Source organism: Kribbella soli, from assembly GCF_004331345.1.
Classification (GTDB): domain Bacteria; phylum Actinomycetota; class Actinomycetes; order Propionibacteriales; family Kribbellaceae; genus Kribbella; species Kribbella soli.
On sequence record NZ_SJJZ01000001.1, the window covers coordinates 1,317,409 to 1,343,534 of the forward strand.

Here is a 26,126-nt window from a genome sequence, read left to right on the forward strand (position 1 = left end):
GTCGTATGGGTGACCGAGGGAGGTCGGGCATGCAGCGTCCATCGAGCAACCTGCGAGCGAGAGTATTTCCCAACCACTGGTCGTTGTTGTTCGGCCAGATCGCCTTCTACAGCTTCGTTGTGATCCTGTTCAGCGGCGTGGTCCTGATGCTGGACTACAAGCCGTCGGCAGAACAGGTCGTGTACGACGGACCGTACGGGCCGCTGCGCGGAACGGAGATGTCGCGGGCGCTGGACTCGACGCTGGCGATCACCTTCGAGACCCGTGGCGGGTTGCTGATCCGCCAGCTCCATCACTGGGCCACGCTGATCATGGTGGCGGCGATCCTGCTGCATCTGCTGCAACTGTTCTTCACCGCCGGCTTCCGTCGGCCACGACGCCTGAATTGGCTGGTGGTTTTCGGCCTGCTGGTCATCACGCTGGGCGCAGCCCTCACCGGGACCTCGCTCCCGGACGACATGGCGTCCGGGACGAGCCTCGCCGTACTCGACGGTGTCCTGCAGGCAACGCCGTTCGTCGGCTCCGCACTGTCGTGGCTGCTGTTCGGCGGCGAGTTCCCCGGCGATGTGATCTCGCGGTTCTACCCACTGCACATCGCCGTCCTGCCCGCCGCGATCGTCGTACTTTTCCTTGCCCTCAGGCGGAAATCTGGACAAACCGTCAGGGGACGCGCCGCAGCCGTAGCCGTGGTGAAGCGGGTCGGCCTGTTCTGCTTCGTGGTCGGGGTCTCGGTCGTGATGGCCGCCACGGCGACCATCAACCCGGTCTGGCTGTACGGCCCGGCCGATCCGGCGGACACCTCGGCCGGTGTCGGCCCGGCCTGGTATCTCGCCTTCCTCGACGGCTCACTCCGGCTCGCGCCGGGCTGGGAAGTCGTCTGGTGGGGAAGGACGATCAGCTTCGCCGTCCTGTTGCCGGTCGCGATCTGCACGCTGTTCCTCGCGCTCGTCGCGGTCTACCCGTTCATCGAGGAACGGATGACGGGCGACCGGAAGGAGCACCACGTGCTCGAGCGGCCGCGGGCCAACCCGATCCGGACCGGCATCGGCGTCGCGGGCATCGTCTTCTACGGCGTCCTGTGGGCGGCCGCCGGCGCCGACACACTCGCCGTACAGTTCCACCTCTCGTTCAACACGCTGCTGCGGGTGTTCCAGATCCTCCTGATCCTGGGCCCACCGGCCGCGTTGGTGATCACCCGCCGCATCTGCCTGGGGCTGCAGCAACAAGACACTGAGATCGCGACGCACGGTATCGAGACCGGCCGGATCGTCCGGCGTCCCGACGGCGGGTACGTCGAGGACCACCGCCCGTCCGTGCGTCAGCTCATGCCGAGGTGACGAGCTCGTTGGTGCCGCCGTGGATCCGCCCGCTGGTCGTCGACAGCGGGCGTGCACTCGCCGCGCTCCGGGTCGCGATGATCTCGGCCGCGATCGAGATCGCCGTCTCCTCCGGTGTCCGGGCGCCGAGGTCCAGACCGGTCGGCGACGTCAGACGGGCCAGCTCGTCCTCCGTCACGCCCGCGGATCGCAAGCGGGCCAGTCGATCGTCGTGGGTACGCCGCGAGCCCATCGCGCCGATGTACCCGGCGTCCGTCCGCAAGGCCAGTTCCAGCAGCGGTACGTCGAACTTCGGATCGTGCGTCAGCACACATAGCGCCGTACGGCGATCGACCTGGTCGATCGCACCGGCCAGGAAGCGGTGCGGCCAGTCGACCACGACCTCGTCCGCCTCGGGGAACCGTGCCCGGGTGGCGAACACGGCGCGGGCGTCGCACACGGTCACGTGATAGCCGAGAAACTTGCCGACACGCGCCACGGCCGCCGCGAAGTCGATCGCCCCGAACACGAACATCCGCGGCGGCGGGGTGAACGCCTGCACGAACACCGACACCTCGGTACGCCGGCATTCGCCGTGCGCGCCGTACTGCTTGATCGCGGTGGAACCGTTGCCGAGCATGCCCACCGCGTCCTCGACCACGGCCGCATCCAGGCCCGGATCGCCCAGGCTGCCGGTGACCCCGTCGAGCTCAACGACGAGGCGCCGACCGAGACCCTCCCCCGCTGTGACGACGGTCGCGACCGCGATCGGCCGGCCCGACTCGATCGCGGCGGCCACGGTCTCGAACTCCGCGAACGATGCCCGATCGATTGGTTCCACCAACACCTCGATCACGCCACCGCACGTCAGGCCGATCGCGAACACGTCGTCGTCCGACACGCCGTACCGGCGAACCGTCGGTACGCCGGTCTTGATGACCTCCTGCGCCACGGCGTACACGTCGGCCTCGACGCAACCGCCGGACACACTCCCGACCGCGACACCGTTGCCCGACACCGCCATCGACGCGCCGGGTTGGCGAGGAGCCGAGCGGAACGTGTCGATCACCGTGGCCAGTGCGAACCGCTCGCCGTACCAAGGGCGGACGTGCGCGAGGACGTCACGCACCCATGTCCTCCGCGCCCGCCTTGACCGCTTCGCGAATCCGCGTGTACGTACCGCAACGGCAGATGTTGCGCAGTTCGTCGAGGTCCGCGTCGGTGATGTCGCGGCCCTCCGCGCGGGCCTGCTTGACCTTCGCGACGGCCGCCATGATCTGGCCGGGCTGGCAGTACCCGCACTGCGCGACGTCGTACTTCAACCAGGCTTCCTGCATCGGGTGCAGGTCCTTGCCGACCGTCGCCGGCAGCCCCTCGATGGTGGTGACCTCGTCCGCCGGCTCGATGTCCTTCACCTGCACCGAGCACGGGTTGAACGCCTTGCCGTTGATGTGCGAGGTGCACGACTTGCACACCTCCAGCGCACACCCGTACTTCGGACCGGTAACGCCGAGCAGGTCCCGGAGAACCCACAGCAGCCGGACGCTGTCCTCGGCCTCGACGCTGATCTGCTTGCCGTTGAGCTTGAAAGTGTGCGTAGGCATGGATTCCTCAGAACGTGTGGTCGAGGCCGTCGGTCGGCGACTGCGGGGTGGACGGCTGCAACGGCAACGGCTCGAAGCTGAGCTTGCCGTGATTGATCGGGAAGTACGTCGGCAGCGTGCCGGTCGCCCGCGCATAGGCACACGCGACCGCGGCGAACGCCGGCGCCACCGACAGCTCACCGGCACCGCTCGGACTGTCGCTCGTGTTCGGCATGATCACCACCTCGACGTCCAGCGGCGAGTTCCACTCCCGGGTGTAGAAGTAGTTGTCCCAGCTGCCTTCGAGCGGGATGCCGTTCTTGATGTGCAGGCTCGACGTCAGCGCCAGCGCGATCGCGTCCTGCAGACCGCCGAACATCTGGGCCTCCAGACCACGCGGGTTGATGCAGAATCCGGGATCGACGACGATCACCGCCTTGGTCACCCGCGGACCGGTCACGCCTTCGCCCTCGACCGGCCGGTTCACCGTCTCCGGCCGGCAGTCGATCTCGACCAGCGTCGCGACGGCCGCCCGGTACTCCGAGTGCACCCCGACGCCCTGCGCCGTACCCTTCGGCATCGCCTTGCCCCAGTTGCCGACCTCGGCCGCCTTGTTCAGGACCGCGAGCAGCCGCTGGTCCTTGAGGAAGTTCCGGCGGAACTTGACCGGGTCCTGGCCCATCTTCGCGGCGAGCTGGTCGACCATCAGCTCCTCCGCACAGACCACGTTCGGCGAGTAGATGTTGCGCATGCTGCCGGTGTTGAACTTCAGCGGGATCTCGTTGAGCAGCTGCGTCGTGACGCCGAAGTTGTACGGCGACGACTGGGTGAGCGCGAAGATCGTCTCGGCGAACGACAGGTTGCCGGCGACCGGGAGATCCGCGGCGAACGCCGTGATCATCTCGCCGAGACCGTGACCGAAGTCGGTCTCCACGCTGGTGTGCCGCTGCTCGTAGGTCAGCACGTTCCCGGCCAGGTAGTTCACCCGGACGCGCGACGTGCTCATCGGGTGCGTGCGGCCCTGGCGGAAGTTGTCGGTGCGGGACCAGGACAGCTTGACCGGTTTGCCCATCTTCTGCGAGATCTCCGCCGCCTCGGCCGCCACGTCGTGGAACAGGTGCCGGCCGAACGAACCGCCGCCCTGGATGACGTGCACCTTGACCGCGTCGATCGGCAGGCCTAGCTGCTTGGCGATGTCCTCCTGCGCGACGATCGGAACCTTTAGACAGGACCAGATCTCGGCGCTGTCCGGACCGACGTCCGCGATCGCGCAGTCCGGTTCGAGCGGGCTGTTGCTGGCGAACGCGAACACGAACTCGGCGTCGATCGTCTTGGTCAGCAACGGCACCGTCGGAACCGCCATCGGCAGCTGGGCCGCGCGCAGCTTCGCCAGCACGGTGGCGTCGGACTCGCCGTCCACCGTGCCCGGGCCCCAGGTCGCGTCGACCTTCTGGATCGCGTCGATGCACTGGCCGAACGTCTCGCCACGGATCGCGACACCGTGGGTGATCCCAACGACATCGGTGATCCCCGGCAGCGCCCGCAGCGCCGCGAGGTTGTTGATCGACCGCAGCGTCCCGTTGATCGTCGGCGGCCGGGCCACCATGGTCGGCTTCGCACCCGGGACGTTCAGATCCATCGCGAACTGTTTGCGGCCGGTGACGATGTCGTGGGCGTCGACGCGGTTCCGCGGCTTCCCGAGGACGCTGAACTCGGACGGTGACTTGAGCCCGGCGGACACCGTGATCGTCTTGGCGGTGGCAGCGAGCTTGGCCAGCGAGCCGTACGTCGCCGTACGGCCGCTCGGACCGCTCAGCACACCCTTGCGGGTAGTCACCTTGCCGACCTCGACGCCCCAGTGCGTCGCGGCCGTCTCCACCAGGCGCTGCCGGGCGATCGCCGCCGCCGTGCGCACCGGGAGGTACATGCTGCGCATCGAGTTCGAGCCGCCGGTCAGCTGATTCATCAGCAGCTCCGGCCGCGCGTCGGCGAGCGCGATCTCGACCTTGTCCATCGGGAGATCCAGCTCTTCGGCGACCATCATCGCGAACGCGGTGGTGATGCCTTGGCCGACCTCGGCCCGCGGGACCGCGAAGTACGCGGTGCCGTCGGACTTCAGTTGGACCGTGATCAGCCCGGACGTCGGCGCCGCCGCGAGGTTCTGCAGGTCACCGAGGTCGAAGATGTCCGACGGCTGCGGCAGCGAAGGAACCGCCGCATCGGCCGCGCGCGGGTCGGACTCGTTGGTCAGCCAGCTCACGCCGACCGCAAGAGTCGGCGCGGCGATCAGGTACCCGAGAACCTTGCGCCGGCCCAGCAGACCGCGTCTGTCGGCCGGTTGATCGCTTGGTCGATCCAACGAACGACGATGTTCGGCCATGAAGGTTCCTCCGTGCTCGAGCAATGCTGGGAACGCAGTCTGGCACCGTCATCGGCGCGGCGGCATGGCCACGATGCCCACGTTTTGCGCGGTCTTACTGTGCACAACGCACAGCCCGGCACTTCGGTCACGCAGAGGGCGGGAACAGTCTGAAAGCACGCAACGCGAGGCCAAGCTCCAGGTGGAAGCCTTCGTCGCTGAGGTTACGGCCGGTGATCTGATGGACCCGGTGCAGGCGGTTGATGACCGTGTTGCGGTGACAGTGCGCAAGGTCGGCGGTACGACGTACTGAGCCAGCCGCGAGCACCCACTTGTCCAGGGTGTCGAGCAACAGTTCGCGTTCGGGCGCGGGTACCGTCATCAGCGGCAACAGCCAGTGCTGCACGAGTTGCTCGGCCAACTCCGGTGCGCTGAGCAACAACGCCTCGGGAAGGCGTTCCGTCAGGGCCGCCACGTCGATCTGCCCGGCCGGGAGCGTACGACGGGCCAGCATCGCCTGCCGGTACGCGATGTTCACCTCGGCCAGACCGGAGACAACGCCGGACAATCCGGCCGGTGCGTGTACGACGTCACGCAGCGTGCGGAGCACCGTGACCGGGGATTCCGTGCCCACAGCAATCAATCCGACGACGGTCTGCGGACGTACCTGCCACGCGGAGGCGATCCGGAGGCCGGCGAAGCGCCGTACGAACGAGGATGTCGTGCACTCGTCGTCGATCAGGTTGTCGATCGCCACCACCGCATAGCGGCCGTTCACCGGCACGTCGAGGACCGTGGCCGCCTCTTGTATGAAAGCCCGATCCTTCCCCGGGCCATGCAGCAGGCCTTCCCACAGGGTCGACCTGCGTCGCTCGTCGGCGCGGACGAGCTGCCGTTCGGCGGCGTGATAGGCCGCCGCGACCTGCGAGGACGTTCGGTCGACGACCTCCCAGACCTTGCTCGCGACATCCAGCAGCGCCTCGGACTCGACCACGCCCTGGGCGCGAGCCTCGTCGATCAACGCCTCCCACACCAACCGCCCGCCGAGGCGGAAGGACTTGAGTACGTCGTCCAGCGGCATCCGCTGCTCCGCCCGCCGCCGCCCGGTCGCGTGCGCCGCGTCGAAGTGGTCGTCGTTGTCGGCAATCATCTGCACGACGCGGGCAACGTTGTCATGACACGACCGCCACAGATCCTGCTGCGGCACCGCACCCATCTCGCGATACGCAGGGTTCTGCTCGTAGATCGTCTCGACCAACGCATCGGTCAACGCCGGCAGATGCAGCAACACGCTCTCGGCCAACGCCTCGACCGTCAGCCCCACCACCGGCAACGCAACATCCCGCTCACCCATAGTCGGCACAGCATCGCACACAGTCGCAGCGTTGGGTACGGGTGAAGTACGGGCAGCGATCTGTTCGCACGGGTCCTTACTGTTCGCAGCAACAGCCGCTGACAACAGTAAGGAAAACATGCCTTCGCAGAGCATCCGCCGACGCGTCCTCCGCAGAGCCGCCGCCCCGGCTGCCGCTGTGGCCGTGGCGCTCGGCCTCACCGCGGCCCTGACCACCGCCCCCGCCGCCGCCAGCGGCTCCTACACCGGTCGCGCCTACGTCTACGGCGAAGGCTCCCTGGCCGGCGACTGGAGCGACGAGGGCGTCGTCAACGTAGCCACGCACCGCTCCTCCAACGTGACCTGCCTGTGGCAGACCATCCTCTGGGCGGACGGCTACCTGCCGAGGTCCGACATCGACGGCATCTTCGGCGACCAGACACACGCCGCCACGGTGAGATGGCAGCGGAACCACGGGCTCACCGCCGACGGCTCGGTCGGCAAGGCGACCTTCGCGAAAGCGCAGCAGAACATCGTCCTTCAGGACACCTCGGACGGCTACCAGTACGGGATGTACGACGGAAACAGTCTCTTCGCCGTCCGTCGCCCGATCAATGCCGGGAACTGGATGTTCGCTTCGCCCAGTGGCGTCTTCATTTCGGCCGCCTACAACTGGAAGACGTGCTGAACCGTGCGCAAAGTCATCGCCGCGCTGGCCGCCCTTGCCATCGCCGGGGCCACGCTCGTCGCCGTCTCCGCGGGCGCTGAAGCCGCCACCACCTGGCAGGCTCACGACAAGAACTGCAAGACCCTGAAAACCTCGGAGGGCGTGGAGATCGGCTCGGTCTGCGCCGAGGTGCAGAAGCGGGTCACCGACACCGGGTCGATCACCGGCTACCGCGGGCGGGCGTCCGTCGCGCCCGTCGCCGGCCAGTCGATCACGCCGGACCACTACGTCTGGAACAGCCAGATCACGGAGTACTGCTCCGGCGGCGTATGCGCTCCGAAGACCACGGCGTGGACGTCCTCCTGGTCCCCGGTCCTGACCTCCGAGAGCCCGTATGTCACTTGGGGCGATTACGGGGACGTCGGCGCCTCCTGGAGCCAGTGGTTCAAGCAGGCGGGCCGGTGCGTGACGTACGTCGCGGGCGAGGTCTGCGTCAACCGGTACGAGCGTGCATACCGCACGTACCACGAGGAGCGCGGACAGCTCATCGTCAAGCCCGCCTCGGGCCAGTGGATCGAACCGCGATGGGTCCGGGTCGGCCACGTCATCAACGGCGAGAGCACCTCGCAGACCACCAACCTGTGCGACCCGTCCTGCACGCGGACCAGCACGAACTTGTCGCGCTCAGTCGTGCGCTCCTTCGACAGCGGCTACGACGAGGGCTTCGCCTCCGCCAGCTGGGCCCTCCCCTCCGGAGCAGTCAAGAGCATGCGCGTCGCCTACCCCTGACAGCGGCCGGAACGCGTCATGCGCTCTGGCTGAGGAGGCCGGGCCGAGTTCCGGGGCGGTGTGGACTACTCGTCGGCCGTCGCGGTCGCTGGCGATCAGGCCGGCGTCGCGCAGGATCCTCGTCTGCTCGCTGGTTGACGCCGGGGAGATGTCCAAGCGCTGGGCCAGTTCGCTCGTGGGTGCAGGAGGGGTCGGCGAGGCAGTCCAGCATGGCGGCGCGGGTTCGGCTGAGGAGATCCTCCAGGCTGGCCCCGGCTGATGCCGGGTCCAGCCAGCCGAGCCGCTGGGACACCGGGTAGACCAGCACGATCGGCTCCCGGGGCAGGTCCATCAGCGTGATGTCGTTGCAGGCGAACAACGACGGTTGCGGGACGACGCCCCGGCCGTCGAGATGGATGTCGAGCTCGGACCGCTTGTTCACCAACACGATCGCAGGTGGCTCCCAGCGGAGAGTTCCACCGATCCCGGACGGCAGGCCAACACCAAGGCCAGCGACCTGGGCAGCCGAGGTATCTCGTCATCACACAGAGCGGATGGTGACCTGGCGGGCCTTCGGATCGGCTGCTGGTCGATTCAGGTTCGCGGGACTCCCCGGCATTGGTCAGCACGGGACCGGCATCGCAAGAACTCGGCACCGCGGCGTTACTGAGATTTGGGACAGGCTGGATAGTGTGGTGTATTTCGACCCCACAGCAGAGCCCCGAGAAACGATCCCCTGAACTCCAACTGCGGTGCTTTCCTGAGCGCACCACTGACCGCCGGCGACCCGCTGCAGATGGCACGTGACCTGATCCTGTCGGGATCAAGGAACTCGATGGATCGGTCGGATTCGCTCATCACAACCAGCGCACCCTGCGATTCACCGAGCACATAGCCGACCCGATTCGAACCATCTGTTGTCACAATCGCCTGCACCGGCAGCCATGGCCTTTGCAAGATGATCGGAGTCATTGCGGCGACCACGAGTAGAACCGTGAACTGAATCCGCAGGATCCGACTCGAAGAGACGGCGTCAGCGATATTAACAGTGCGGGAGTTTCGGTGAAGATAGCGACCTATGACAGCAACGACGAGTACAAAGGCAACCGTGGCCGCCACGAGTGTCGTGGCCGTCAGACACAGCGTTGCACCCATTGCCAGGCTGAAGAAGGTCCATGACCAGCCCGGACTCACAGCGATCAGCGTCGGGTCTATCAGTACGACAATCGCCAAGAGACAGGTTGCCACCATCAGGGCAAAGGGTAGGAGAGTGAGGGTCGTTCCCGCGACCGCGGTTGCTGTTCCTGACGTCTGGAGGATTGTGGCTGCCGTACTGACATCAAAACGCGCAATGGACAACAGCCGTGCCGCGATCAAAGCAGCGGTTAGTGCTGCCGCGACCAGTGCGGGATGATCCTTGAAAGACACCCAGCACCTCCGCGAGTAGAGGTCCCCCTTGCTGCGCCAGTTGGCTCGGCCTATCGTAAGCGTGGGGGGAGACATGAGCAATGGCGGACCGTTGAGCGGGCGCGCTCTGAAAGCGTCGCTTTCGGTTGGATTCCTTGCGCTCACGTTGCTTCTTGGCGCCGTTGGTTTCGGCTTGCTCAGTCAGTCCAGTGGTCCGGACGCCGGTGCCGAACCAACGTCCACGGGCAGACCCCCCGAGCCCCTTCCGACCGCCACCACCTCCGAGCCTCAAGCCACCACCTCCGAGCCTCAAGCCACCACATCCTCTTCACCCCAGCCATCGCTTGGTCGTATCAAGGTCTATTACGGACTGGCGGCCCAGCAGATCACCGGCGAGGTCGCACTAGTTGTGAACGGCCGGCGGGCCGGAGTGCTGAGGGTAAACCGCAACCGTCCGGAAGCGGTCTTGAATGTTGCGTTGAACGGTCCTGCTCTTCTGACCTACAGGCTTGCCGGGACGACGACCTTCCGAGACAAAGACGGAGGGACGGTCCCGCTCGCTGCGCGCGGACAGGGCATCGTCGAAGCCTCTCCAGGCGAGCGCTTCACAGTGAGGTCTGAACGTCAGGGCCAAGCCATCATCTTGATCTTGACGCTCGAATGAACCTGTCGGATGTACCTCAGACGGAGCGGGTGGCTACCAGGTCGCAGAGGGCGTCGAGGGCTTCTCGGCCGGGGCCCTCCGGGAGGGTGGCAAGGAGTTTGCGGGCGTCTGCCGCGCGGCGGCGTACGTCGTCTTCGGCCTGGCGGAAGGCGGGGTGCGAGCGGAGCAGGTCCAGGGTCTCCGCCAGGCGCGCATCGTCGGAGAGGTCGGAGTCCAGGAGGTCCAGCAGACGGGCGTCCGTGGCATCCGAGGGGTCCGCCTGGGCGCGGAAGATCAGGACCGGAAGGGTCGGGACACCTTCGCGGAGGTCGGTGCCGGGGGTCTTGCCGGACTGGCCGGACTCGGACGCGATGTCCAGGAGGTCGTCTGCGAGCTGGAAGGCCACGCCGATCTCCTCGCCGAACGCCCGCAGCAACTCCTGGATCTCCTCGGACGCACCGGCGTACCGGGCACCGAAGAGGGCGGACGTCGCGATCAGTGAGCCGGTCTTGTCGGCGACCACCGACAGGTAGTGCTTGAGCGGGTCCTGGCCTTCGCCAACACCCATGGTCTCGCGGATCTGGCCCTCGACCAGCCGGCCGAAGGTGCGGGCCTGGATCCGGACCGCTTCCGGCCCGAGATCCGCGACCAGGTCCGACGCCCGGGCGAACAGCCAGTCACCGGACAGGATCGCGACCGAGTTGTCCCACCGCGCGTTCGCCGTCGACGAACCCCGCCGCAGCACGGCCTCGTCCATCACGTCGTCGTGGTGCAGCGTCGCGACATGCGTGAGCTCCACGACGACCGCAGACTTCACGACATCGTCGGACGAGACGTCAGCACCGAACTCCGCCGCCAGCAGCACCAGCAACGGCCGGAACCGCTTGCCGCCGGCAAGCATGACGTGCTGAGAGGCCGCCGTGACGAACGGCGCCTCCGACTGGGTCGCGTCGAGCAGCGCCTGCTCCACACGCTCCAGCCCAGCACGAACCCGGGACTCGAGCGCCGCGTCGGCGAACTCGAATCCCAGGCTCTCGGCCGGCAGCGGGGTCGGACTCAACGGATGAACTCACCAGCTCGGGCCGCCAGGTCGAGCACCGGTCCGGGAACCAGACCGAGAACCACCGTGGCGGCAAGACCCAGGGCGACTGCCGACGTGGTCTGCCAGCCCGGCAGCGCCACGTCCGGCGCGTCGGCCGGCAGGTCGGAGAAGAACATCAGCACGATCACGCGGACGTAGAAGAACGCGGCGACCAGGCTGGAGAGAACAGCGACGACGACCAGCGGCCACGCGCCACCGGTCCACGCCGCACTGAAGACCGCCCACTTGCCGGTGAAGCCCGCGGTCAGCGGGATGCCGGCGAAGGACAGCAGGAAGAACGCGAAGATACCGGCCAGCAGCGGCGACTTCTTGCCCAGGCCGGCCCAGCGGGACAGGTGCGTCGCCTCGCCGCCCGCGTCGCGCACCAGCGTGACAACCGCGAACGCGCCGATGGTCGGGAAGCCGTACGAGACCAGGTAGAACAGCACCGCCTGCGTCGAGGTGATGCCGTTGTGGACGCCGCTCCCGGCCTGCGCGAGGCCGACGAACGCGGTGAGCAGGAAGCCTGCGTGCGCGATCGAGGAGTACGCCAGCATCCGCTTCACGTCGGTCTGCGTGATCGCGACGATCGAACCGACCACCATGGTGAGGATCGCGATGATCCACATCATCGGCGCCCAGTCCCAGCGCGAACCGCCGAGCGCGACGTAGAAGACCCGCATCAGGCCGACGAACGCGGCGATCTTGGTGCAGGCCGCCATGAACCCGGTGACCGGCGTCGGAGCGCCCTGGTACACGTCCGGCGTCCAGGAGTGGAACGGTACGCCGCCGACCTTGAACAGCAGGCCGACACCCAGCAGGCCGGTACCGGCGAGCAGGATGGTGTCGCTCCCGGTGTCCGAGCTGAGCGCGTCCGCGATCCCGCCGAGCGACATGGTGCCCGCGTACCCGTAGAGCAGCGCGATCCCGAACAGCAGGAACGCCGACGAGAACGCACCGAGCAGGAAGTACTTCATCGCGGCTTCCTGCGAGATCAGCCGGCGACGACGCGCCAGACCGCACAGCAGGTACAGCGGCAGCGAGAACACCTCGAGCGCCACGAACAGCACCAGCAGGTCGTTCGACGCCGCGAACAACATCATGCCGCCGACCGCGAACAGCGTCAGCGGGAAGATCTCGGTGTGCTCGATACGCGCCGCCGTACCCTCGCGCTCGGCGTCGGAGCCCGGTACGGCGGCCGCTTGGCCGGCGAACGCGGACAGGCCGCCGTCGATCGAACGCTCCGCGAACAGCAGCACGCTGATCAGGGACAGCGCCAGCAGGATCAGCCAGGTGAACAGTGCCGGACCGTCGACCGAGATCGCACCCTGGGCGGCGAGCAGTTCCTTGTTGTCGTTCATCAGAATGCCGGTCAGTACACCGGACACGACCACGGCGACCACCGTGATCGCCAGCTGCACCAGGTGCCGCAACGGCCGCGGCAGGAACGCCTCGACCAGGACGCCGACGCACGCCGCGCCGAACACGACGAGCAGCGGAGCCAGCTCGTTGTACTCGATCTTGGGCGCCGTGAAGTCCGCCAGCGGCAGCAACATCGCGCTCACTTCTGTCCCTCCGTCACGGGGATCTGCGGTGCCTTGTCGGTCACGCCGACCCGCTGCATGGTCTCGTCGACCGCGGGCTTGATGATGTCGACCACCGGCTTCGGGAAGATCCCCAGGCCGATGATCAGGACCACGAGCGGCGCGATCGCCAGCACCTCACGCGCGTTCAGGTCCTTCAGCTTCTCGATCCCGTCGCGGACCGGACCGGTCATCGTGCGTTGGTACATCAGCAGGATGTACAGCGCGGCCAGCACGATACCGAGGACCGCGATCACCGCGATCACCTTGTGCCGGCTGAACGTCCCGGCCAGCACCATGAACTCGGAGATGAACGGCGACAGACCGGGCAGTGCCAGGCTGGACAGGCCCGCGAACAGGAACGTGCCGGCCAGCACCGGGGCGACCTTCTCCACCCCGCCGTAGTCGGCGATCCGCGCGGACCCGCGCCGGGAGATCAGGTACCCGGCGACCAGGAACAGCGCCGCGGTGGAGAGACCGTGGTTGAACATGTACAGCGTCGACCCGGTCAGGCCCTGCGACGTCAGCGCGAAGATGCCCATCACGATGAAGCCGAAGTGCGAGATCGAGGTGTACGCGATCAGGCGCTTGATGTCGGTCTGGCCGATCGCCAGGAGCGCGCCGTACAGCACCGAGATCAGCGCCAGCACCAGAACCACCGGGGTGGCCCACTCGGACGCGTTCGGGAACAGGCCCAGGCAGAACCGGATCATCCCGAAGGTGCCGATCTTGTCCAGGATGCCGACCAGCAGCACCGACGTACCCGGCGTCGCCTCACCGGCCGCGTCCGGCAGCCAGGTGTGGAACGGCACCATCGGCGCCTTCACCGCGAAGGCGAAGAAGAAGCCGAGGAAGAGCCAGCGCTCGGTGTTCTGGCTGATGTCGAGCTTCATCAGGTCGCTCAGCAGGTACGACGGCTCACCGGCCTTGGCCGAGATGACGTACAGACCGACGACCGACGCCAGCATCAGCAGACCGCCGAGCAGCGAGTAGAGCAGGAACTTCACCGCGGCATACGAACGCTGCGGGCCGCCGAAGCCACCGATCAGGAAGTACATCGGGATCAGCGTGGCCTCGAACAGCACGTAGAAGAGGAACACGTCGGTCGCGGAGAACACGCCGATCGACAGCGCCTCGAGGCCCAGGATCCAGGCGAAGAAGGACTTCTCCGACCAGCGGCCGTGCTGCGCGTCGTTCCAGGACGCGATCAGCACGATCGGCGTCAGCAGCGCGGTCAGCACCACCAGCACGATGCCGACACCGTCGAGACCGAGCGCGTAGTGCGCGCCGAAGGCCTTGATCCAGGTGTGCGTCTCGGCGTAGTCCTCGCCGCCGTTGCGGTGGTAGCCGATCGCGACGATCGCGGTCAGCACCAGCGTCACGAGCGAGAACCCGAGCGCGACCTGCTTGGCCGTCAGCGCTTTCGCCTTCGGCACCAGCATCGTCGCGATGGCCCCGACGAACGGCAGGAGCAGTAACAGGGTCAGCCAACCGATGTTCACGACAACCTCACCGCGAGGAGGGCGACGACCACGAATGCGGCGCCGAAGACCATGCTGAGTGCGTACGAACGGACGAAGCCCGTCTGGAACCGGCGGAGCCGGCCGGACAGACCGCCGAAGAGTGCGGCCAGGCCGTTGACCAGGCCGTCGACGCCCCGGTTGTCGAGCCAGACCAGCGTCCGGGTCAGGTACTGCCCGGGCCGCATCAGGACCGCCTCGTTCAGCGCGTCGCCGTACAGGTCCCGGCGGGCGAAGACGGTGACCGGCGAACCGGCGGGCGCCTCCCGCGGGATGTCCCGGCGGTACTTGAGCACCGCGATGACGATGCCGACGGCAACCACCGCGAGGGTGATCAGCGTCATCACCAGGGCACTCACCGGCGGGTGCTCCTCCTCGTGACCGACGATCGGCTCCAGCCAGTCGACGATCCAGTGACCCGCGAAGTACAGCGCACCGCCGCCCAGCGACAGCGCCGCCAGGATGATCAGCGGCCAGGTCATCACGGACGGCGACTCGTGCGGGTGCACGTCCTCGGCCCAGCGCTTCTTGCCGAAGAACGTCATCAGCATCACCCGCGTCATGTAGAACGCGGTGATACCGGCGCCGAGCAGCGCGCACAGACCGATCACCGTGTTGTCCGCGAACGCGGCCTCGATGATCTTGTCCTTGCTGAAGAAGCCGGCGAACGGCGGGATGCCGAGGATCGCCAGGTAGCCGCAGGCGAAGGTCACGAAGGTGATCTTCATCGGCGTCCGCAGGGCGCCGTAGTGGCGCATGTTCACGTCGTCGTTCATGCCGTGCATGACCGAGCCGGCGCCGAGGAACATGTTGGCCTTGAAGAAGCCGTGCGTGAGCAGGTGGAAGATCGCGAACACGTACCCGGCCGGGCCGAGACCCGCGGCGAGCATCATGTAGCCGATCTGGCTCATCGTCGAACCGGCCAGGGCCTTCTTGATGTCGTCCTTGGCGCAACCGATGATCGCGCCGGCGAGCGCGGTGACCGTACCGACGATCACCACCGCGGTGGACGCGGCGTCGGTGACCTCGTAGATCGCGTGCGACCGGACCACCAGGTAGACGCCGGCCGTGACCATCGTCGCCGCGTGGATCAGCGCCGACACCGGGGTCGGGCCCTCCATCGCGTCCAGCAGCCAGGACTGCAGCGGCACCTGCGCGGACTTGCCGCACGCGGCCAGCAGCAGCATCAGGCCGAGCAGCGTGGCCCAGGTACTCGAGACGTGCTCGGCGCCGGCGTTCACGGTCGCAAAGGCCGAGGAGCCGAAGAGCGCCCACATGCTCATCACCGCGAGCGAGAGGCCGATGTCACCGACCCGGTTCACCACGAACGCCTTCTTCGCGGCGACCGCGGCCGAGTTCTTGTGCTGCCAGAAGCCGATCAGCAGGTACGACGCCAGACCGACGCCCTCCCAGCCGACGAAGACCAGCAGGTAGTCGGCCGCCAGCACCAGCAGCAGCATCGCCGCGATGAACAGGTTCAGGTAGCCGAAGAACCGGCGCCGCCGCGGGTCGTGCTCCATGTAGCCGATCGAGTAGATGTGGATCAGCGAACCCACACCGGTGATCAGCAGCACGAACAGGATCGACAGCGGGTCGATCAGCAGGCTGAAGTTGACCGTGACATCGCCGACCGAGAACCACTCGAACAGCCGGAACGTCTCGGACCGCTCCTCGCTGCCGAGGCCCTGCATCTGGACGAACAGCACGACGCCGAAAGCGAAGGAGATCAGCGGCGCCAGCGTGCCCAGCAGGTGACCCCACGCGTTGGTGGCTTTGCCACCCAGCAGCAGGATCGCCGCGGACAGGGCCGGGACCGCGATCAGCAGCCACGTCAGCTCATGACTCATCGGTGCTTACCTCAGTACTTGAGCAGGTTGGCGTCGTCGACCGAGGCCGAGCGACGGGTGCGGAAGATGGCCATGATGATCGCCAGCCCGATCACGACCTCGGCCGCGGCCACCACCATCACGAAGAAGGCGGCGATCTGGCCGTCGAGGTTGCCGTGCTGGCGGGCGAAGCTCACGAACGCGAGGTTGGTCGCGTTCAGCATCAGCTCGACGCACATGAAGACGACGATCGCGTTCCGGCGTACCAGCACGCCCAGCGCGCCGATACTGAACAGAATCGCCGCGAGCACGATGTACGGCTCTGTCGTCACTTGTCGTCCTCCTCGACCGGGAACTCGCCTTCGGCGGTGAGCGTGCGGACCTCGTCGACGTCCGCGCGCTCCTCGGCTTCGGGGAACACGGTGCCACGTGCCTGGAGCACCCGCGAAACCGAGGTCGGTGCGATCGACCCGTCCGGCAGCAGGGCCGGGGTGTCGACGGCGTTGTGCCGGGCCAGGACACCCGGCGTCGGCAGCGGGCCGGGGTGGATGCCCTGTTCGGCGTACTTGCGGATCCGCTCCTCGGCGTGGTCGCGCTGCGTCTTCTTCTTGGTCAGCCGCTCGCGGTGGGCCAGCATCATGGCGCCCATCGCCGCGGTGATCAGCAGCGCCGACGTGACCTCGAAGGCGAACACGTACTTGCCGAACAGCAGTTGCGCGAGACCCTTGACGTTGCCGTCCGGCTGCGCGTCGGCCAGCCCGGTCGGGTTGCCGTAGATCGCGTTGCCGACGGCGGCGAGCAGCAGGACGCCGAAGCCGAGGAACGCGATCCCGGCGAGCAGCCGCTGACCGCGGATCGTCTCGACCAGCGAGTCGGACGCGTCGACGCCGACCAGCATCAGCACGAACAGGAACAGCATCAGGATCGCGCCGGTGTAGACGATGATCTGGACGGCGAACAGGAACGGCGCGTCCTGCGCGGCGTACTGCACCGCGAGGCAGATCATCACGGTCGCCAGCAGCAGCGCCGAGTGCACCGCCTTACGGACCAGCACCATGCCGATCGCGGCCAGGATCATGACCGGGGCGAGCAGCCAGAACGCGACCTCCGGCCCGGTGACCAACCCGATCATTTGGCGTCACTCCCCTCGGCGTGGGAGGCCGTACCGGTCAGACCGAGGTAGTAGTCCTTCTCGGTCGCGCCGAGCTGCATCTCGTGCGGCGGCTCCTGCATGCCCGGGAGCAGCGGCGCCAGCAGGTCCTTCTTCTCGTAGATGAGGGACTCGCGGCTGGTGTCGGCCAGCTCGTACTCGTTGGTCATGGTGAGCGCCCGGGTCGGGCAGGCCTCGATGCACAGACCGCAGAGGATGCAGCGCAGGTAGTTGATCTGGTACACGCGCCCGTACCGCTCGCCCGGCGACATCCGGCCGCCCTCGGAGTTGTCCGCGCCCTCGACGTAGATCGCGTCCGCGGGGCAGGCCCACGCGCACAGCTCGCAGCCGATGCACTTCTCCAGCCCGTCCGGCCAGCGGTTCAGCTGGTGCCGGCCGTGGAACCGCGGGGCGGTCGGCTTCTTGTAGAACGGGTACTCCTCGGTGAACACCTTCCGGAACATCGTCCGGAAGGTGACCCCGAACCCGGCTACCGGATCCCAGAGGGACTCTTTGACACTAGCCACGGCTGCCTGCCTTCGATTTCGGCTCGGTCTGCTGACTGGGGAGCGGTGGTGGCACCGGGAACCCGCCGGCGAAGGCGTCGAACTCCTCGCCGTCGGCGACCTCGACCGGCTCTTCCTTGGGCTTCTGCGGGATGAACATGCTGATCACCGCGATCACCAGCACGATCGCGGCCGCGACCAGCAGCGTCGTACGGCTGAAGTTGGTCTCGCGGCCGACCGCGCGGACGGTGGCGACCAGCAGGATCCAGGCCAGCGAGATCGGGATCAGGACCTTCCAGCCGAACTTCATGAACTGGTCGTAGCGCAGTCGCGGCAGCGTTCCGCGCAGCCAGATGTAGAAGAAGATGAAGGCCATCAGCTTGCCCATGAACCACAGCACCGGCCAGAAGCCGGAGTTCGCGCCGTCCCAGATCGAGATCGGCCACGGTGCCCGCCAGCCGCCCAGGAACAGCGTGGTGGCCAGCGCGGACACGGTCGCCATGTTGATGTACTCGGCCAGGAAGAACATCGCGTACTTGATCGAGGAGTACTCGGTCAGGAAGCCCGCGACCAGCTCGCCCTCGGCCTCGGGGAGGTCGAACGGCGCCCGGTTCGTCTCGCCGACCATCGAGATCACGTAGATCACGAACGACGGGAAGAGCAGGAACGCGTACCACCCGGGCAGTGGGATGTCGGCCCCGAACCAGTGCACGGTCTGGTGCGACTGCGCCGCCACGATCTCCGAGGTGGACAGCGAACCCGCGAACAGGAACACCGTCACCAGCGCCAGTCCCATCGCGACCTCGTACGAGATCATCTGGGCGCTGGACCGCAGACCGCCGAGCAGCGAGTACGTCGAGTTCGACGACCAGCCGCCGAGCACGATGCCGTAGATGCCGATCGAGGCGATCGCCATCACGTACAGCACCGAGACCGGCAGGTCGGTGAGCTGCAGCCGGGTGTAGGTGTCGGTGAACGGGATCTTCACCGTCGGGCCGAACGGGATCACCGCGAAGGTGAGGAAGGCCGGTACGGCGACGATCGCCGGCGCCAGGACGAAGACCAGCCGGTCGACGCCCTTCGGCGTCAGGTCTTCCTTGAGCATCAGCTTCACACCGTCGGCCAGCGACTGCAGCAGACCCTGCGGGCCGTGCACGTTCGGGCCGATCCGCTGCTGCATCCGCGCCACCACCCGGCGTTCCCACCAGATGTTGAAGAGCGTCAGCACCACCAGGAAGACGAAGATGAACAGCACCTTGATGAGAATGACCCACCAAGGGTCATGTCCGACCCCGGCGTCCGGCACCGCGAGCGGGATGTTCATGCGTTCCCTCCGGCGATCGTCACGATCGAGCCATGGTCTGCGTGCAACGACCGGCGGACGTGGGAGTCGGCCGAGTTGGTCGGCAGCCAGACCACGTTGTCGGTCATCGGGGTGATGACGACCGGCAGCCGGATGCTCCCGGCGTCGGTGCTCACCACCAGCTCGTCGGCGTCGGCGACACCGATCCGGCGTGCGGTGGTGAGCGAGACCCGGGCGACCGGCGTACGCGCGGTCGCGGTCAGGTGCGGCTCACCGTCGCAGGCGCGGCTGTCGTCGATCAGCATCCGCCAGGTCGCGAGCCGGGTGGAGTCGAACGCGCCGAGGGCCGGACCGGCCTGGTACGTCGGCTCCTGGGCCCGGTCGCCGTCCCAGCGGCCGAGCTCGTCGTACTCGCGCTTCGCGCCGTCGGGCGTGCTGAAGCCGAGCGGGTTGCCCATCTCCCGCGCCAGCGCGGCCAGCGCGCGGACGTCCGGCATCGCGGTCGGCACCTGGAGCACGACCGGGAACGGCCGCTCGCGGCCCTCCCAGTTCACGAAGGTGCCGGACTTCTCCGCCGGCGGTACGACGGGGAAGACCACGTCGGCGTACTCGGTCACCTGCGAGTTGCGAACCTCGAAGCTGACCACGAACGGCGCGGCCTCCAGCGCAGCGAGCGCCGCGGCCGGGTCGGGCAGGTCGTCGATCTCGACACCCGCGACCACCAGCGCACCGAGCGATCCGGCGTTGGCGATGATCTCGGTGAGGTCCTTGCCGGGCTCGCCCGGCAGGTTGTCGACCCCCCAGGCGGCCTGCAGGTCGACCCGCGCCTGCGGGTCGCTGACCAGGCGGCCACCGGGCAGCAGGCCCGGAAGGCACCCGGCCTCGAGCGCGGCCCGGTCGCCCGCACGCCGCGGGATCCAGGCCAGCTGCGCACCCGTGTCGAGGGCGAGCCGGAGCGCGGACGAGTACCCGCCCGGCACCGCGGCCAGCCGCTCACCGACGACGATGATCGAGTCGGCACCGAGCGCGGCCCGGGCAGCTGCCCCGGCCTCACCGGCGTTGCCGAGATCCGCGAGTACGCCGGCCTCGGTGCCCGGCGAAGCCGGTACGACGACGCCGTCGAGCTTCTCCACACCGCGGGACGCGTACGCCGCGATCGTGAACACCTTGGTGCCGTGCTTCTTCACGCCCTTGCGCACCCGGAGGAAGACCGACGGTGCCTCTTCCTCGGGCTCGAACCCGACGAACAGGACGGTGCCGGCCTTCTCCAGGTCCGCGAACGTCGTGCCCAGGCCGGTACCGGCCACCGCGGCGGCGAGGAAGTCCGCCTCCTCCGCGGAGTGCGGGCGGGCCCGGAAGTCGATGTCGTTGCTGCCCAGCGCGACCCGGGCGAACTTCGAGTACGCGTAGGCGTCCTCGACCGTCAGCCGGCCACCGGTCAGCACCGCCGCGTTGCCACGGGCCGCCGTCAGCTTCTCGGCGGCGAAGGCCAGCGCCTCCGGCCAGGACGCCGGCCGCAGCTCGCCGTCCTCGCGGATCAGCGGGTGCGTCAGCCGGTCGCCGGTGGTCGCGTAGTTGAACGCGAACCGGTCCTTGTCGGAGATCCATTCCTCGTTGACCTGCGGGTCGTCGCCGGCCAGCCGGCGCATCACCTTGCCGCGCCGGTAGTCGACCCGGATCGCCGCACCGGACGAGTCGTGCTCGGCCACCGACGGCACCGACACCAGGTCGAACGGCCGCGAGCGGAAGCGGTACGCCGCACTCGTCAGCGCACCGACCGGGCAGATCTGGATCGTGTTGCCGGAGAAGTAGCTCTCGAAGGGCTCCTTCTCGTAGATGCCGACCTGCTGCAGCGCGCCACGCTCGATCAGCGCGATGAACGGGTCACCGGCGATCTGCTCGGAGAACCGGGTGCAGCGCGCGCAGAGGATGCAGCGCTCACGGTCCAGCAGCACCTCGGCCGAGATGCTGATCGGCTTGGGGTAGGTCCGCTTGATCTCGTGGAAGCGGGTCTCGCCGGCGCCGTTCGACATCGCCTGGTTCTGCAGGGGGCACTCGCCGCCCTTGTCGCAGACCGGGCAGTCGAGCGGGTGGTTGATCAGCAGGAATTCCATCTGCCCGTGCTGAGCCTTGTCCGCCACCGGCGAGCTCACCTGGGTGCGGACCACCATGCCGTCGGCAACGGTGATCGTGCAGGAAGCCTGCGGCTTGGGCATCCCCCGGCCGTTCCCGGCGTCGGTGATCTCGACCAGGCACTGGCGGCAGGCGCCGACCGGGTCGAGCAGCGGGTGGTCGCAGAATCGCGGGATCTGGATCCCGATCTGCTCCGCGGCCCGGATCAGCAGGGTGTTCTTCGGAACCTTCACCTCGATGTCGTCGATGGTGAGGGTCACCAGATCGGTGCGCTCCACCTCCGAGGAGGCCGGCGGGTTCGCTTGGATCGTCATGCGCTAGCTCCAGCAGTCGCGAAGACAGTGCTTGCCATCGGGTCGAACGGGCAGCCGCCGTTCTCGAAGTGCGCCAGGTACTCGTCCTTGAAGTGCGCGATCGAGCTGGCGATCGGCGCGGTCGCACCGTCGGCCAGCGCGCAGAAAGAACGACCGGTGATGTTTTCACACAGGTCCAGCAGCGTGACCAGGTCTTCCTCGGTGCCCTTGCCGTGCTCGAGGCGCTCGAGGATCTGTACCAGCCACCAGGTGCCTTCGCGGCACGGCGTGCACTTGCCGCAGGACTCGTGCTTGTAGAACTCGGTCCAGCGCAGTACGGCGCGGACGACGCACACCGAGTCGTCGAAGATCTGCAACGCCTTGGTACCGAGCATCGACCCGACCGAGCCGACGCCCTCGTAGTCCAGCGGTACGTCGAGGTGCTCCGACGTCAGCAGCGGCGTCGACGAGCCACCCGGCGTCCAGAACTTCAGCTCGTGGCCCTCGCGGACCCCGCCGGCGAGGTCGATCAGCTCCCGCAGCGTGATGCCCATCGGGGCCTCGTACTGCCCCGGGCGGGTGACGTGCCCGGACAGCGAGTACAGCGTCATCCCCTTGGACTTCTCGGTGCCCATCGAGCTGAACCAGTCCGCGCCGTTCTTGATGATGACGGGAACCGACGCGATCGACTCGACGTTGTTGATAACAGTGGGGCAGCCGTACAGACCGGCGACCGCCGGGAAGGGAGGACGCAGCCGAGGTTGACCGCGACGTCCTTCCAGCGAGTCCAGCAGCGCCGTCTCCTCACCGCAGATGTAGGCGCCGGCACCGGCGTGCACGACCACGTCGAGGTCGTAGCCGCTGCCGAGGATGTTCTGGCCGATGTAGCCGGCGTCCTTGGCCTCCTGGACCGCCTGCTGCAGCCGACGGACCACGTGCAGAACCTCACCGCGGACGTAGATGAACGCGACCGACGCGCGGATCGCGTAGGACGCGATGATGACGCCCTCGACCAGCGTGTGCGGCGAGGCGAGCATCAGCGGGATGTCCTTGCAGGTGCCCGGCTCGGACTCGTCCGCGTTCACCACCAGGTACTTCGGCTTCGGGTTGTCCTGCGGGATGAACGACCACTTCATCCCGGTCGGGAAGCCCGCGCCGCCACGGCCGCGCAGACCCGAATCCTTGACCGTGGCAACGACATCGGCCGGCTGCATCGCGAGCGCCTTGCGCAACGCGTCGTACCCGCCGGAGCGCTGGTACGACGACAGCTGCCAGGACCTGATCTGGTCCCAGTTGTCGGACAGCACCGGAGTCAACGTGTCAGCCATGGTCAGTCCTCCTTCTGGGTGTCGGCGTTGGAGGAGCCACCGGGCGCGGTCCAGCCGCGCTCGCGAGCCAGCCGGAGGCCGGCCAGCGTGGCCTTGCCGCCGGTCGGGCCCTCGTCCGCGCGGCCGTCGGCGTACCCTGCCAGCACCCGCTCGGCCTCGCGCCAGGTGCAGATCGTCGCACCGCGCGGCGACTTCACCTCGTTGCCGTCCCGCAGGTCGTCGACCAGCTGGGTGGCGGACTCCGGCGTCATGTCGTCGAAGAACTCCCAGTTGACCATCATCACCGGCGCGTAGTCGCAGGCCGCGTTGCACTCGAGATGCTCGAGGGTGATCTTGCCGTCCTCGGTGGTCTCGTCGTTGCCGACGTCGAGGTGCTGCTTCAGCCGGTCGAAGATCAGGTCGCCGCCCATCACCGCGCACAGCGTGTTGGTGCAGACGCCGACGTGGTAGTCGCCGACCGGGCGGCGCTTGTACATCGTGTAGAAGGTGGCCACCGCCGACACCTCGGCGCCGGTCAGCCCGAGCACGTCGGCGCAGGCCTCGATGCCCTCCGGGGTGACCCGGCCCTCGACCGACTGCACCAGGTGCAGCATCGGCAGCAGCGCGGACCGGGCGACCGGGTACCGGGCCGCGATCTCGCGCATCTCCGCGATCGTGGCGTCGGTGATCTTCGAGTCGCCGGTGCTGTACGGCACCGTCTTGTCGGTAGCAGTCGTGTGGTTCTCGGCCATTTAGCGGTCCACTCCACCCATCACCGGGTCAAGGCTGGCGACGGCGACGATCACGTCGGCGACCTGGCCGCCCTCGCACATGATCGGCATCGCCTGCAGGTTTGCGAAGGACGGGTCACGGAAGTGCACCCGGTACGGCTTGGTGCCGCCGTCGGAGACGACGTGCGCACCGAGCTCGCCACGCGGCGACTCGATCGCCACGTAGGCCTGGCCGGCCGGTACCCGGAAGCCCTCGGTGACCAGCTTGAAGTGATGGATCAGCGCTTCCATCGACTCGCCCATGATGTGCTTGATGTGGTCGAGCGAGTTGCCCATCCCGTCGGCGCCGACGGCCAGCTGGCTCGGCCAGCCGATCTTCTTGTCGGCGACCATCACCGGCTGGCCTTCCATCTTCTCCAGCCGGTCGGCGCACTGCTCGACGATCTTCAGCGACTCGTGCATCTCCTGCAGCCGCACCCGGAACCGCCCGTAGGAGTCCGAGGAGTCCCAGGTCGGTACGTCGAAGTCGTACGTCTCGTAACCGCAGTACGGCTGGCTCTTGCGCAGGTCCAGCGCGTAGCCGGTGGAGCGCACCGTCGGGCCGGAGATGCCGAGCGCCATGCAGCCGGCCAGGTCCAGGTAGCCGACGTTCTGCAGCCGCGCCTTGAAGATCGGGTTGGCGTTGCAGAGCTCGGCGTACTCCTTGAGGTGCCGGTTCATCCACGTGATGTACTCGCGGATCTTGTCCAGCGCACCCGGCGGCAGGTCCTGCGCGACACCGCCCGGCCGGATGAACGCGTGGTTCATCCGCAGCCCGGTGATCAGCTCGAACAGGTCCAGGGTCTTCTCACGCTCGCGGAAACCGATCGTCATCACGGTCAGCGCGCCGATCTCCATACCGCCGGTGGCGATGCAGACCAGGTGGCTGCTGATCCGGTTGAGCTCCATCAGGAGCACCCGCATCACGTTCGCCTTGTCCGGGATCTCGTCCTCGATCCCGAGCAGCCGCTCGACCGCCAGGCAGTACGCCGCCTCGTTGTAGAACGGCGACAGGTAGTCCATCCGGGTGACGAACGTGACGCCCTGCACCCAGGAGCGGAACTCCATGTTCTTCTCGATACCGGTGTGCAGGTAGCCGATGCCGCAGCGGGCCTCGGTCACGTTCTCACCGTCGAGCTCGAGGATCAGCCGGAGCACGCCGTGCGTGGACGGGTGCTGCGGGCCCATGTTGACGACGACGCGCTCTTCCGGCTCCTCGCCGAGGCCGGCCACGACCGAGTCCCAGTCCTGGCCGGTGACGGTGAAGACCTTGCCCTCGGTGGTGTCCCGGGTGGTCGCGTACGGGTCTGTAGTGGTCATCAGTTGTACGACCTCCGCGTGTCGGGCGGTGGGATGACAGCGCCCTTGTACTCGACGTCGATACCGCCGAGCGGGTAGTCCTTGCGCTGCGGGTGCCCCGGCCAGTCGTCGGGCATCTGGATCCGGGTCAGGGCCGGGTGCCCGTCGAAGATGATGCCGAAGAAGTCCCAGGTCTCCCGCTCGTGCCAGTCGTTGGCCGGGTAGACCGAGACGATCGACGGGATGTGCGGGTCGGCGTCGGGCGCCGACACCTCCAGCCGGATCCGGCGGTTGTGGGTGATCGACAGGAAGTGGTAGACGGCGTGCAGCTCGCGGCCGGTCTCCTCCGGGTAGTGCACACCGCTGACACCGGAGCAGAACTCGAACCGCAGCGCCTCGTCGTCGCGCAGGTGCCGGCAGACGTCGACCAGGTTCTCGCGCTTGATGTGCAGGGTCAGCTCACCGCGGTCGACGACGACCTTCTCGATCGCACCGTCGGCGGCCAGGCCTTCCAGCCGGTCCACCGCACCGTCGAACCAGGAGCCGTACGGCTTCGGCGTACTGCCCGGCAGCGCTACCTGGCGGCGCAGGCCACCGAACCCGGAGGTGTCACCGGTACCGCGGACACCGAACATGCCCTCGCGCTGCTCGATGACCTCGGCCTCCGGAGTCTGCGCGTCACCAGCGGCAGAAGTCGCCGGCAAGTTCTCCGGCTGCGAGTCACTCACCGCAACAGACCCTTCATCTCGATCGTCGGCGCGGCGGTCAGGGCCGCAGCCTCCAGCTCGGTCTCCAGCGCCTTCTTGTGCGCGCCGAGCTTCATGTGCTGGATCTGGTCGTGGATCTTCAGGAACGCGTCCAGCAACATCTCCGGCCGCGGCGGGCAGCCGGGCAGATACATGTCGACCGGTACGACGTGGTCCACGCCCTGCACGATCGCGTAGTTGTTGAACATGCCGCCCGACGATGCGCAGACGCCCATCGCCAGCACCCACTTCGGGCCGGGCATCTGGTCGTAGATCTGGCGCAGTACCGGAGCCATCTTCTGGCTCACCCGGCCGGCCACGATCATCAGGTCGGCCTGTCGCGGCGAGGCCCGGAAGACCTCCATGCCGAACCGCGCGGCGTCGTACCGCGGGGCGCCGGTGGTCATCATCTCGATGGCGCAGCAGGCCAGCCCGAAGGTTGCCGGCCACAACGAGGCCTTGCGCATGTAGCCGAGCAGTCCTTCGACGGTGCTCAGCAGGACGCCGGCCGGAAGCTGTTCCTCAAGACCCAT

Annotated in this window: 24 protein-coding genes; 4 read left to right on the top strand and 20 right to left on the bottom strand. The window is 67.6% G+C overall.

Features of this window, described 5'->3' with window-relative positions; translation table 11 throughout:
* Positions 1-29 precede the first annotated feature (29 nt).
* Entirely contained in the window at positions 30-1,337 is a 1,308-nt protein-coding gene (gene qcrB, locus E0H45_RS06625) for a cytochrome bc1 complex cytochrome b subunit (protein WP_131335354.1), read from the top strand.
* Here qcrB and E0H45_RS06630 read toward each other — a convergent pair.
* The 4 genes from E0H45_RS06630 to E0H45_RS06645 all read right to left on the bottom strand — a co-directional run bounded on the left by E0H45_RS06630 (position 1,324) and on the right by E0H45_RS06645 (position 6,612).
* A complete protein-coding gene (locus tag E0H45_RS06630; RefSeq protein WP_131335355.1) occupies positions 1,324-2,445 on the bottom strand; it encodes an XdhC family protein in 1,122 nt (373 codons plus the stop codon). The two genes, qcrB and E0H45_RS06630, sit on opposite strands and share 14 nt — an antisense overlap.
* Positions 2,438-2,920, bottom strand: coding sequence for a (2Fe-2S)-binding protein (locus E0H45_RS06635; RefSeq protein WP_131335356.1), 483 nt, complete (start codon positions 2,918-2,920; stop codon positions 2,438-2,440). The genes E0H45_RS06630 and E0H45_RS06635 overlap by 8 nt, the downstream gene beginning before the upstream one ends.
* Before the next feature lie 7 nt (positions 2,921-2,927).
* A complete protein-coding gene (locus E0H45_RS06640; RefSeq protein ID WP_238154833.1) occupies positions 2,928-5,258 on the bottom strand; it encodes a molybdopterin cofactor-binding domain-containing protein in 2,331 nt (776 codons plus the stop codon).
* Positions 5,259-5,406: 148 nt separating this feature from the next.
* A complete protein-coding gene (locus E0H45_RS06645; protein ID WP_131335358.1) occupies positions 5,407-6,612 on the bottom strand; it encodes a PucR family transcriptional regulator in 1,206 nt (401 codons plus the stop codon).
* Between the two features lie 118 nt (positions 6,613-6,730).
* Here E0H45_RS06645 and E0H45_RS06650 point away from each other — a divergent pair, with 118 nt between their 5' ends.
* Positions 6,731-7,279 carry a peptidoglycan-binding domain-containing protein gene (locus E0H45_RS06650; RefSeq protein WP_131335359.1) on the top strand — a complete coding sequence of 183 codons (549 nt, stop codon included), beginning with the start codon at positions 6,731-6,733 and terminating at the stop codon, positions 7,277-7,279.
* Between the two features lie 3 nt (positions 7,280-7,282).
* Entirely contained in the window at positions 7,283-8,047 is a 765-nt protein-coding gene (locus tag E0H45_RS06655; protein WP_131335360.1) for a hypothetical protein, read from the top strand.
* Between the two features lie 16 nt (positions 8,048-8,063).
* On the opposite strand, the gene E0H45_RS43170 is transcribed toward E0H45_RS06655, so the two are convergent.
* Both E0H45_RS43170 and E0H45_RS06665 read right to left on the bottom strand, forming a co-directional pair.
* Positions 8,064-8,468 carry a hypothetical protein gene (locus E0H45_RS43170; protein WP_238154834.1) on the bottom strand — a complete coding sequence of 135 codons (405 nt, stop codon included), beginning with the start codon at positions 8,466-8,468 and terminating at the stop codon, positions 8,064-8,066.
* Positions 8,469-8,689: 221 nt separating this feature from the next.
* Positions 8,690-9,454, bottom strand: a complete 765-nt coding sequence (locus E0H45_RS06665) for a hypothetical protein (RefSeq protein ID WP_131335361.1) — start codon at positions 9,452-9,454, stop codon at positions 8,690-8,692.
* A gap of 73 nt (positions 9,455-9,527) precedes the next feature.
* On the opposite strand from E0H45_RS06665, the gene E0H45_RS06670 reads away from it, so the two are divergent.
* Positions 9,528-10,097, top strand: coding sequence for a hypothetical protein (locus tag E0H45_RS06670; RefSeq protein ID WP_131335362.1), 570 nt, complete (start codon positions 9,528-9,530; stop codon positions 10,095-10,097).
* A 16-nt stretch (positions 10,098-10,113) separates the two neighbouring features.
* On the opposite strand, the gene E0H45_RS06675 is transcribed toward E0H45_RS06670, so the two are convergent.
* From E0H45_RS06675 to E0H45_RS06740, 14 genes are read right to left on the bottom strand one after another with little or no spacing between them, the layout of a single operon-like run.
* Positions 10,114-11,136 carry a polyprenyl synthetase family protein gene (locus tag E0H45_RS06675; RefSeq protein WP_131335363.1) on the bottom strand — a complete coding sequence of 341 codons (1,023 nt, stop codon included), beginning with the start codon at positions 11,134-11,136 and terminating at the stop codon, positions 10,114-10,116.
* Positions 11,133-12,713 (bottom strand): NADH-quinone oxidoreductase subunit NuoN, encoded by a 1,581-nt coding sequence (nuoN, locus tag E0H45_RS06680; protein ID WP_131337675.1) that lies wholly within the window; start codon positions 12,711-12,713, stop codon positions 11,133-11,135. The genes E0H45_RS06675 and nuoN overlap by 4 nt, the downstream gene beginning before the upstream one ends.
* A 5-nt stretch (positions 12,714-12,718) precedes the next feature.
* Positions 12,719-14,242, bottom strand: a complete 1,524-nt coding sequence (locus E0H45_RS06685) for an NADH-quinone oxidoreductase subunit M (RefSeq protein WP_131335364.1) — start codon at positions 14,240-14,242, stop codon at positions 12,719-12,721.
* On the bottom strand, positions 14,239-16,107 hold the full coding sequence (gene nuoL, locus E0H45_RS06690; protein ID WP_131335365.1) for an NADH-quinone oxidoreductase subunit L: 1,869 nt from the start codon (positions 16,105-16,107) through the stop codon (positions 14,239-14,241). Before nuoL ends, E0H45_RS06685 begins: the two co-directional genes overlap by 4 nt.
* An 11-nt stretch (positions 16,108-16,118) precedes the next feature.
* Entirely contained in the window at positions 16,119-16,418 is a 300-nt protein-coding gene (gene nuoK / locus E0H45_RS06695; protein ID WP_130384807.1) for an NADH-quinone oxidoreductase subunit NuoK, read from the bottom strand.
* Positions 16,415-17,218: an NADH-quinone oxidoreductase subunit J gene (locus E0H45_RS06700; RefSeq protein ID WP_131335366.1), complete on the bottom strand. Its 804-nt coding sequence runs from the start codon at positions 17,216-17,218 to the stop codon at positions 16,415-16,417. Before E0H45_RS06700 ends, nuoK begins: the two co-directional genes overlap by 4 nt.
* Positions 17,215-17,763 carry an NADH-quinone oxidoreductase subunit NuoI gene (nuoI, locus tag E0H45_RS06705; RefSeq protein ID WP_131335367.1) on the bottom strand — a complete coding sequence of 183 codons (549 nt, stop codon included), beginning with the start codon at positions 17,761-17,763 and terminating at the stop codon, positions 17,215-17,217. Before nuoI ends, E0H45_RS06700 begins: the two co-directional genes overlap by 4 nt.
* Positions 17,756-19,066, bottom strand: coding sequence for an NADH-quinone oxidoreductase subunit NuoH (gene nuoH, locus E0H45_RS06710; protein ID WP_131335368.1), 1,311 nt, complete (start codon positions 19,064-19,066; stop codon positions 17,756-17,758). The genes nuoI and nuoH overlap by 8 nt, the downstream gene beginning before the upstream one ends.
* Complete coding sequence (locus E0H45_RS06715) at positions 19,063-21,492, bottom strand: NADH-quinone oxidoreductase subunit G (protein WP_131335369.1); 2,430 nt, start codon at positions 21,490-21,492, stop codon at positions 19,063-19,065. The genes nuoH and E0H45_RS06715 overlap by 4 nt, the downstream gene beginning before the upstream one ends.
* Complete coding sequence (gene nuoF / locus E0H45_RS06720; protein ID WP_131335370.1) at positions 21,489-22,799, bottom strand: NADH-quinone oxidoreductase subunit NuoF; 1,311 nt, start codon at positions 22,797-22,799, stop codon at positions 21,489-21,491. Before nuoF ends, E0H45_RS06715 begins: the two co-directional genes overlap by 4 nt.
* Before the next feature lie 2 nt (positions 22,800-22,801).
* Positions 22,802-23,530 carry an NADH-quinone oxidoreductase subunit NuoE gene (nuoE, locus tag E0H45_RS06725; RefSeq protein ID WP_165546370.1) on the bottom strand — a complete coding sequence of 243 codons (729 nt, stop codon included), beginning with the start codon at positions 23,528-23,530 and terminating at the stop codon, positions 22,802-22,804.
* On the bottom strand, positions 23,531-24,868 hold the full coding sequence (locus E0H45_RS06730; RefSeq protein ID WP_131335371.1) for an NADH-quinone oxidoreductase subunit D: 1,338 nt from the start codon (positions 24,866-24,868) through the stop codon (positions 23,531-23,533).
* On the bottom strand, positions 24,868-25,575 hold the full coding sequence (locus E0H45_RS06735; RefSeq protein WP_131335372.1) for an NADH-quinone oxidoreductase subunit C: 708 nt from the start codon (positions 25,573-25,575) through the stop codon (positions 24,868-24,870). Before E0H45_RS06735 ends, E0H45_RS06730 begins: the two co-directional genes overlap by 1 nt.
* On the bottom strand, positions 25,572-26,126 hold the full coding sequence (locus tag E0H45_RS06740) for a NuoB/complex I 20 kDa subunit family protein (RefSeq protein ID WP_130384815.1): 555 nt from the start codon (positions 26,124-26,126) through the stop codon (positions 25,572-25,574). Before E0H45_RS06740 ends, E0H45_RS06735 begins: the two co-directional genes overlap by 4 nt.

What these genes read in the sequence shown, in the direction of transcription:
- nuoF (WP_131335370.1), bottom strand. Translation starts at nt 22,799, where the DNA reads ATGGCTGACACGTTGACTCCGGTGCTGTCCGACAACTGGGACCAGATC.
- qcrB (WP_131335354.1), top strand. Translation starts at nt 30, where the DNA reads ATGCAGCGTCCATCGAGCAACCTGCGAGCGAGAGTATTTCCCAACCAC.
- nuoH (WP_131335368.1), bottom strand. Translation starts at nt 19,066, where the DNA reads ATGAACATCCCGCTCGCGGTGCCGGACGCCGGGGTCGGACATGACCCT.
- E0H45_RS06730 (WP_131335371.1), bottom strand. Translation starts at nt 24,868, where the DNA reads ATGACCACTACAGACCCGTACGCGACCACCCGGGACACCACCGAGGGC.
- E0H45_RS06700 (WP_131335366.1), bottom strand. Translation starts at nt 17,218, where the DNA reads ATGATCGGGTTGGTCACCGGGCCGGAGGTCGCGTTCTGGCTGCTCGCC.
- nuoL (WP_131335365.1), bottom strand. Translation starts at nt 16,107, where the DNA reads ATGAGTCATGAGCTGACGTGGCTGCTGATCGCGGTCCCGGCCCTGTCC.
- nuoN (WP_131337675.1), bottom strand. Translation starts at nt 12,713, where the DNA reads ATGTTGCTGCCGCTGGCGGACTTCACGGCGCCCAAGATCGAGTACAAC.
- E0H45_RS06740 (WP_130384815.1), bottom strand. Translation starts at nt 26,126, where the DNA reads ATGGGTCTTGAGGAACAGCTTCCGGCCGGCGTCCTGCTGAGCACCGTC.
- nuoE (WP_165546370.1), bottom strand. Translation starts at nt 23,530, where the DNA reads ATGGCCGAGAACCACACGACTGCTACCGACAAGACGGTGCCGTACAGC.
- E0H45_RS06635 (WP_131335356.1), bottom strand. Translation starts at nt 2,920, where the DNA reads ATGCCTACGCACACTTTCAAGCTCAACGGCAAGCAGATCAGCGTCGAG.
- E0H45_RS06650 (WP_131335359.1), top strand. Translation starts at nt 6,731, where the DNA reads ATGCCTTCGCAGAGCATCCGCCGACGCGTCCTCCGCAGAGCCGCCGCC.
- E0H45_RS06715 (WP_131335369.1), bottom strand. Translation starts at nt 21,492, where the DNA reads ATGACGATCCAAGCGAACCCGCCGGCCTCCTCGGAGGTGGAGCGCACC.
- E0H45_RS06645 (WP_131335358.1), bottom strand. Translation starts at nt 6,612, where the DNA reads ATGGGTGAGCGGGATGTTGCGTTGCCGGTGGTGGGGCTGACGGTCGAG.
- E0H45_RS06670 (WP_131335362.1), top strand. Translation starts at nt 9,528, where the DNA reads ATGAGCAATGGCGGACCGTTGAGCGGGCGCGCTCTGAAAGCGTCGCTT.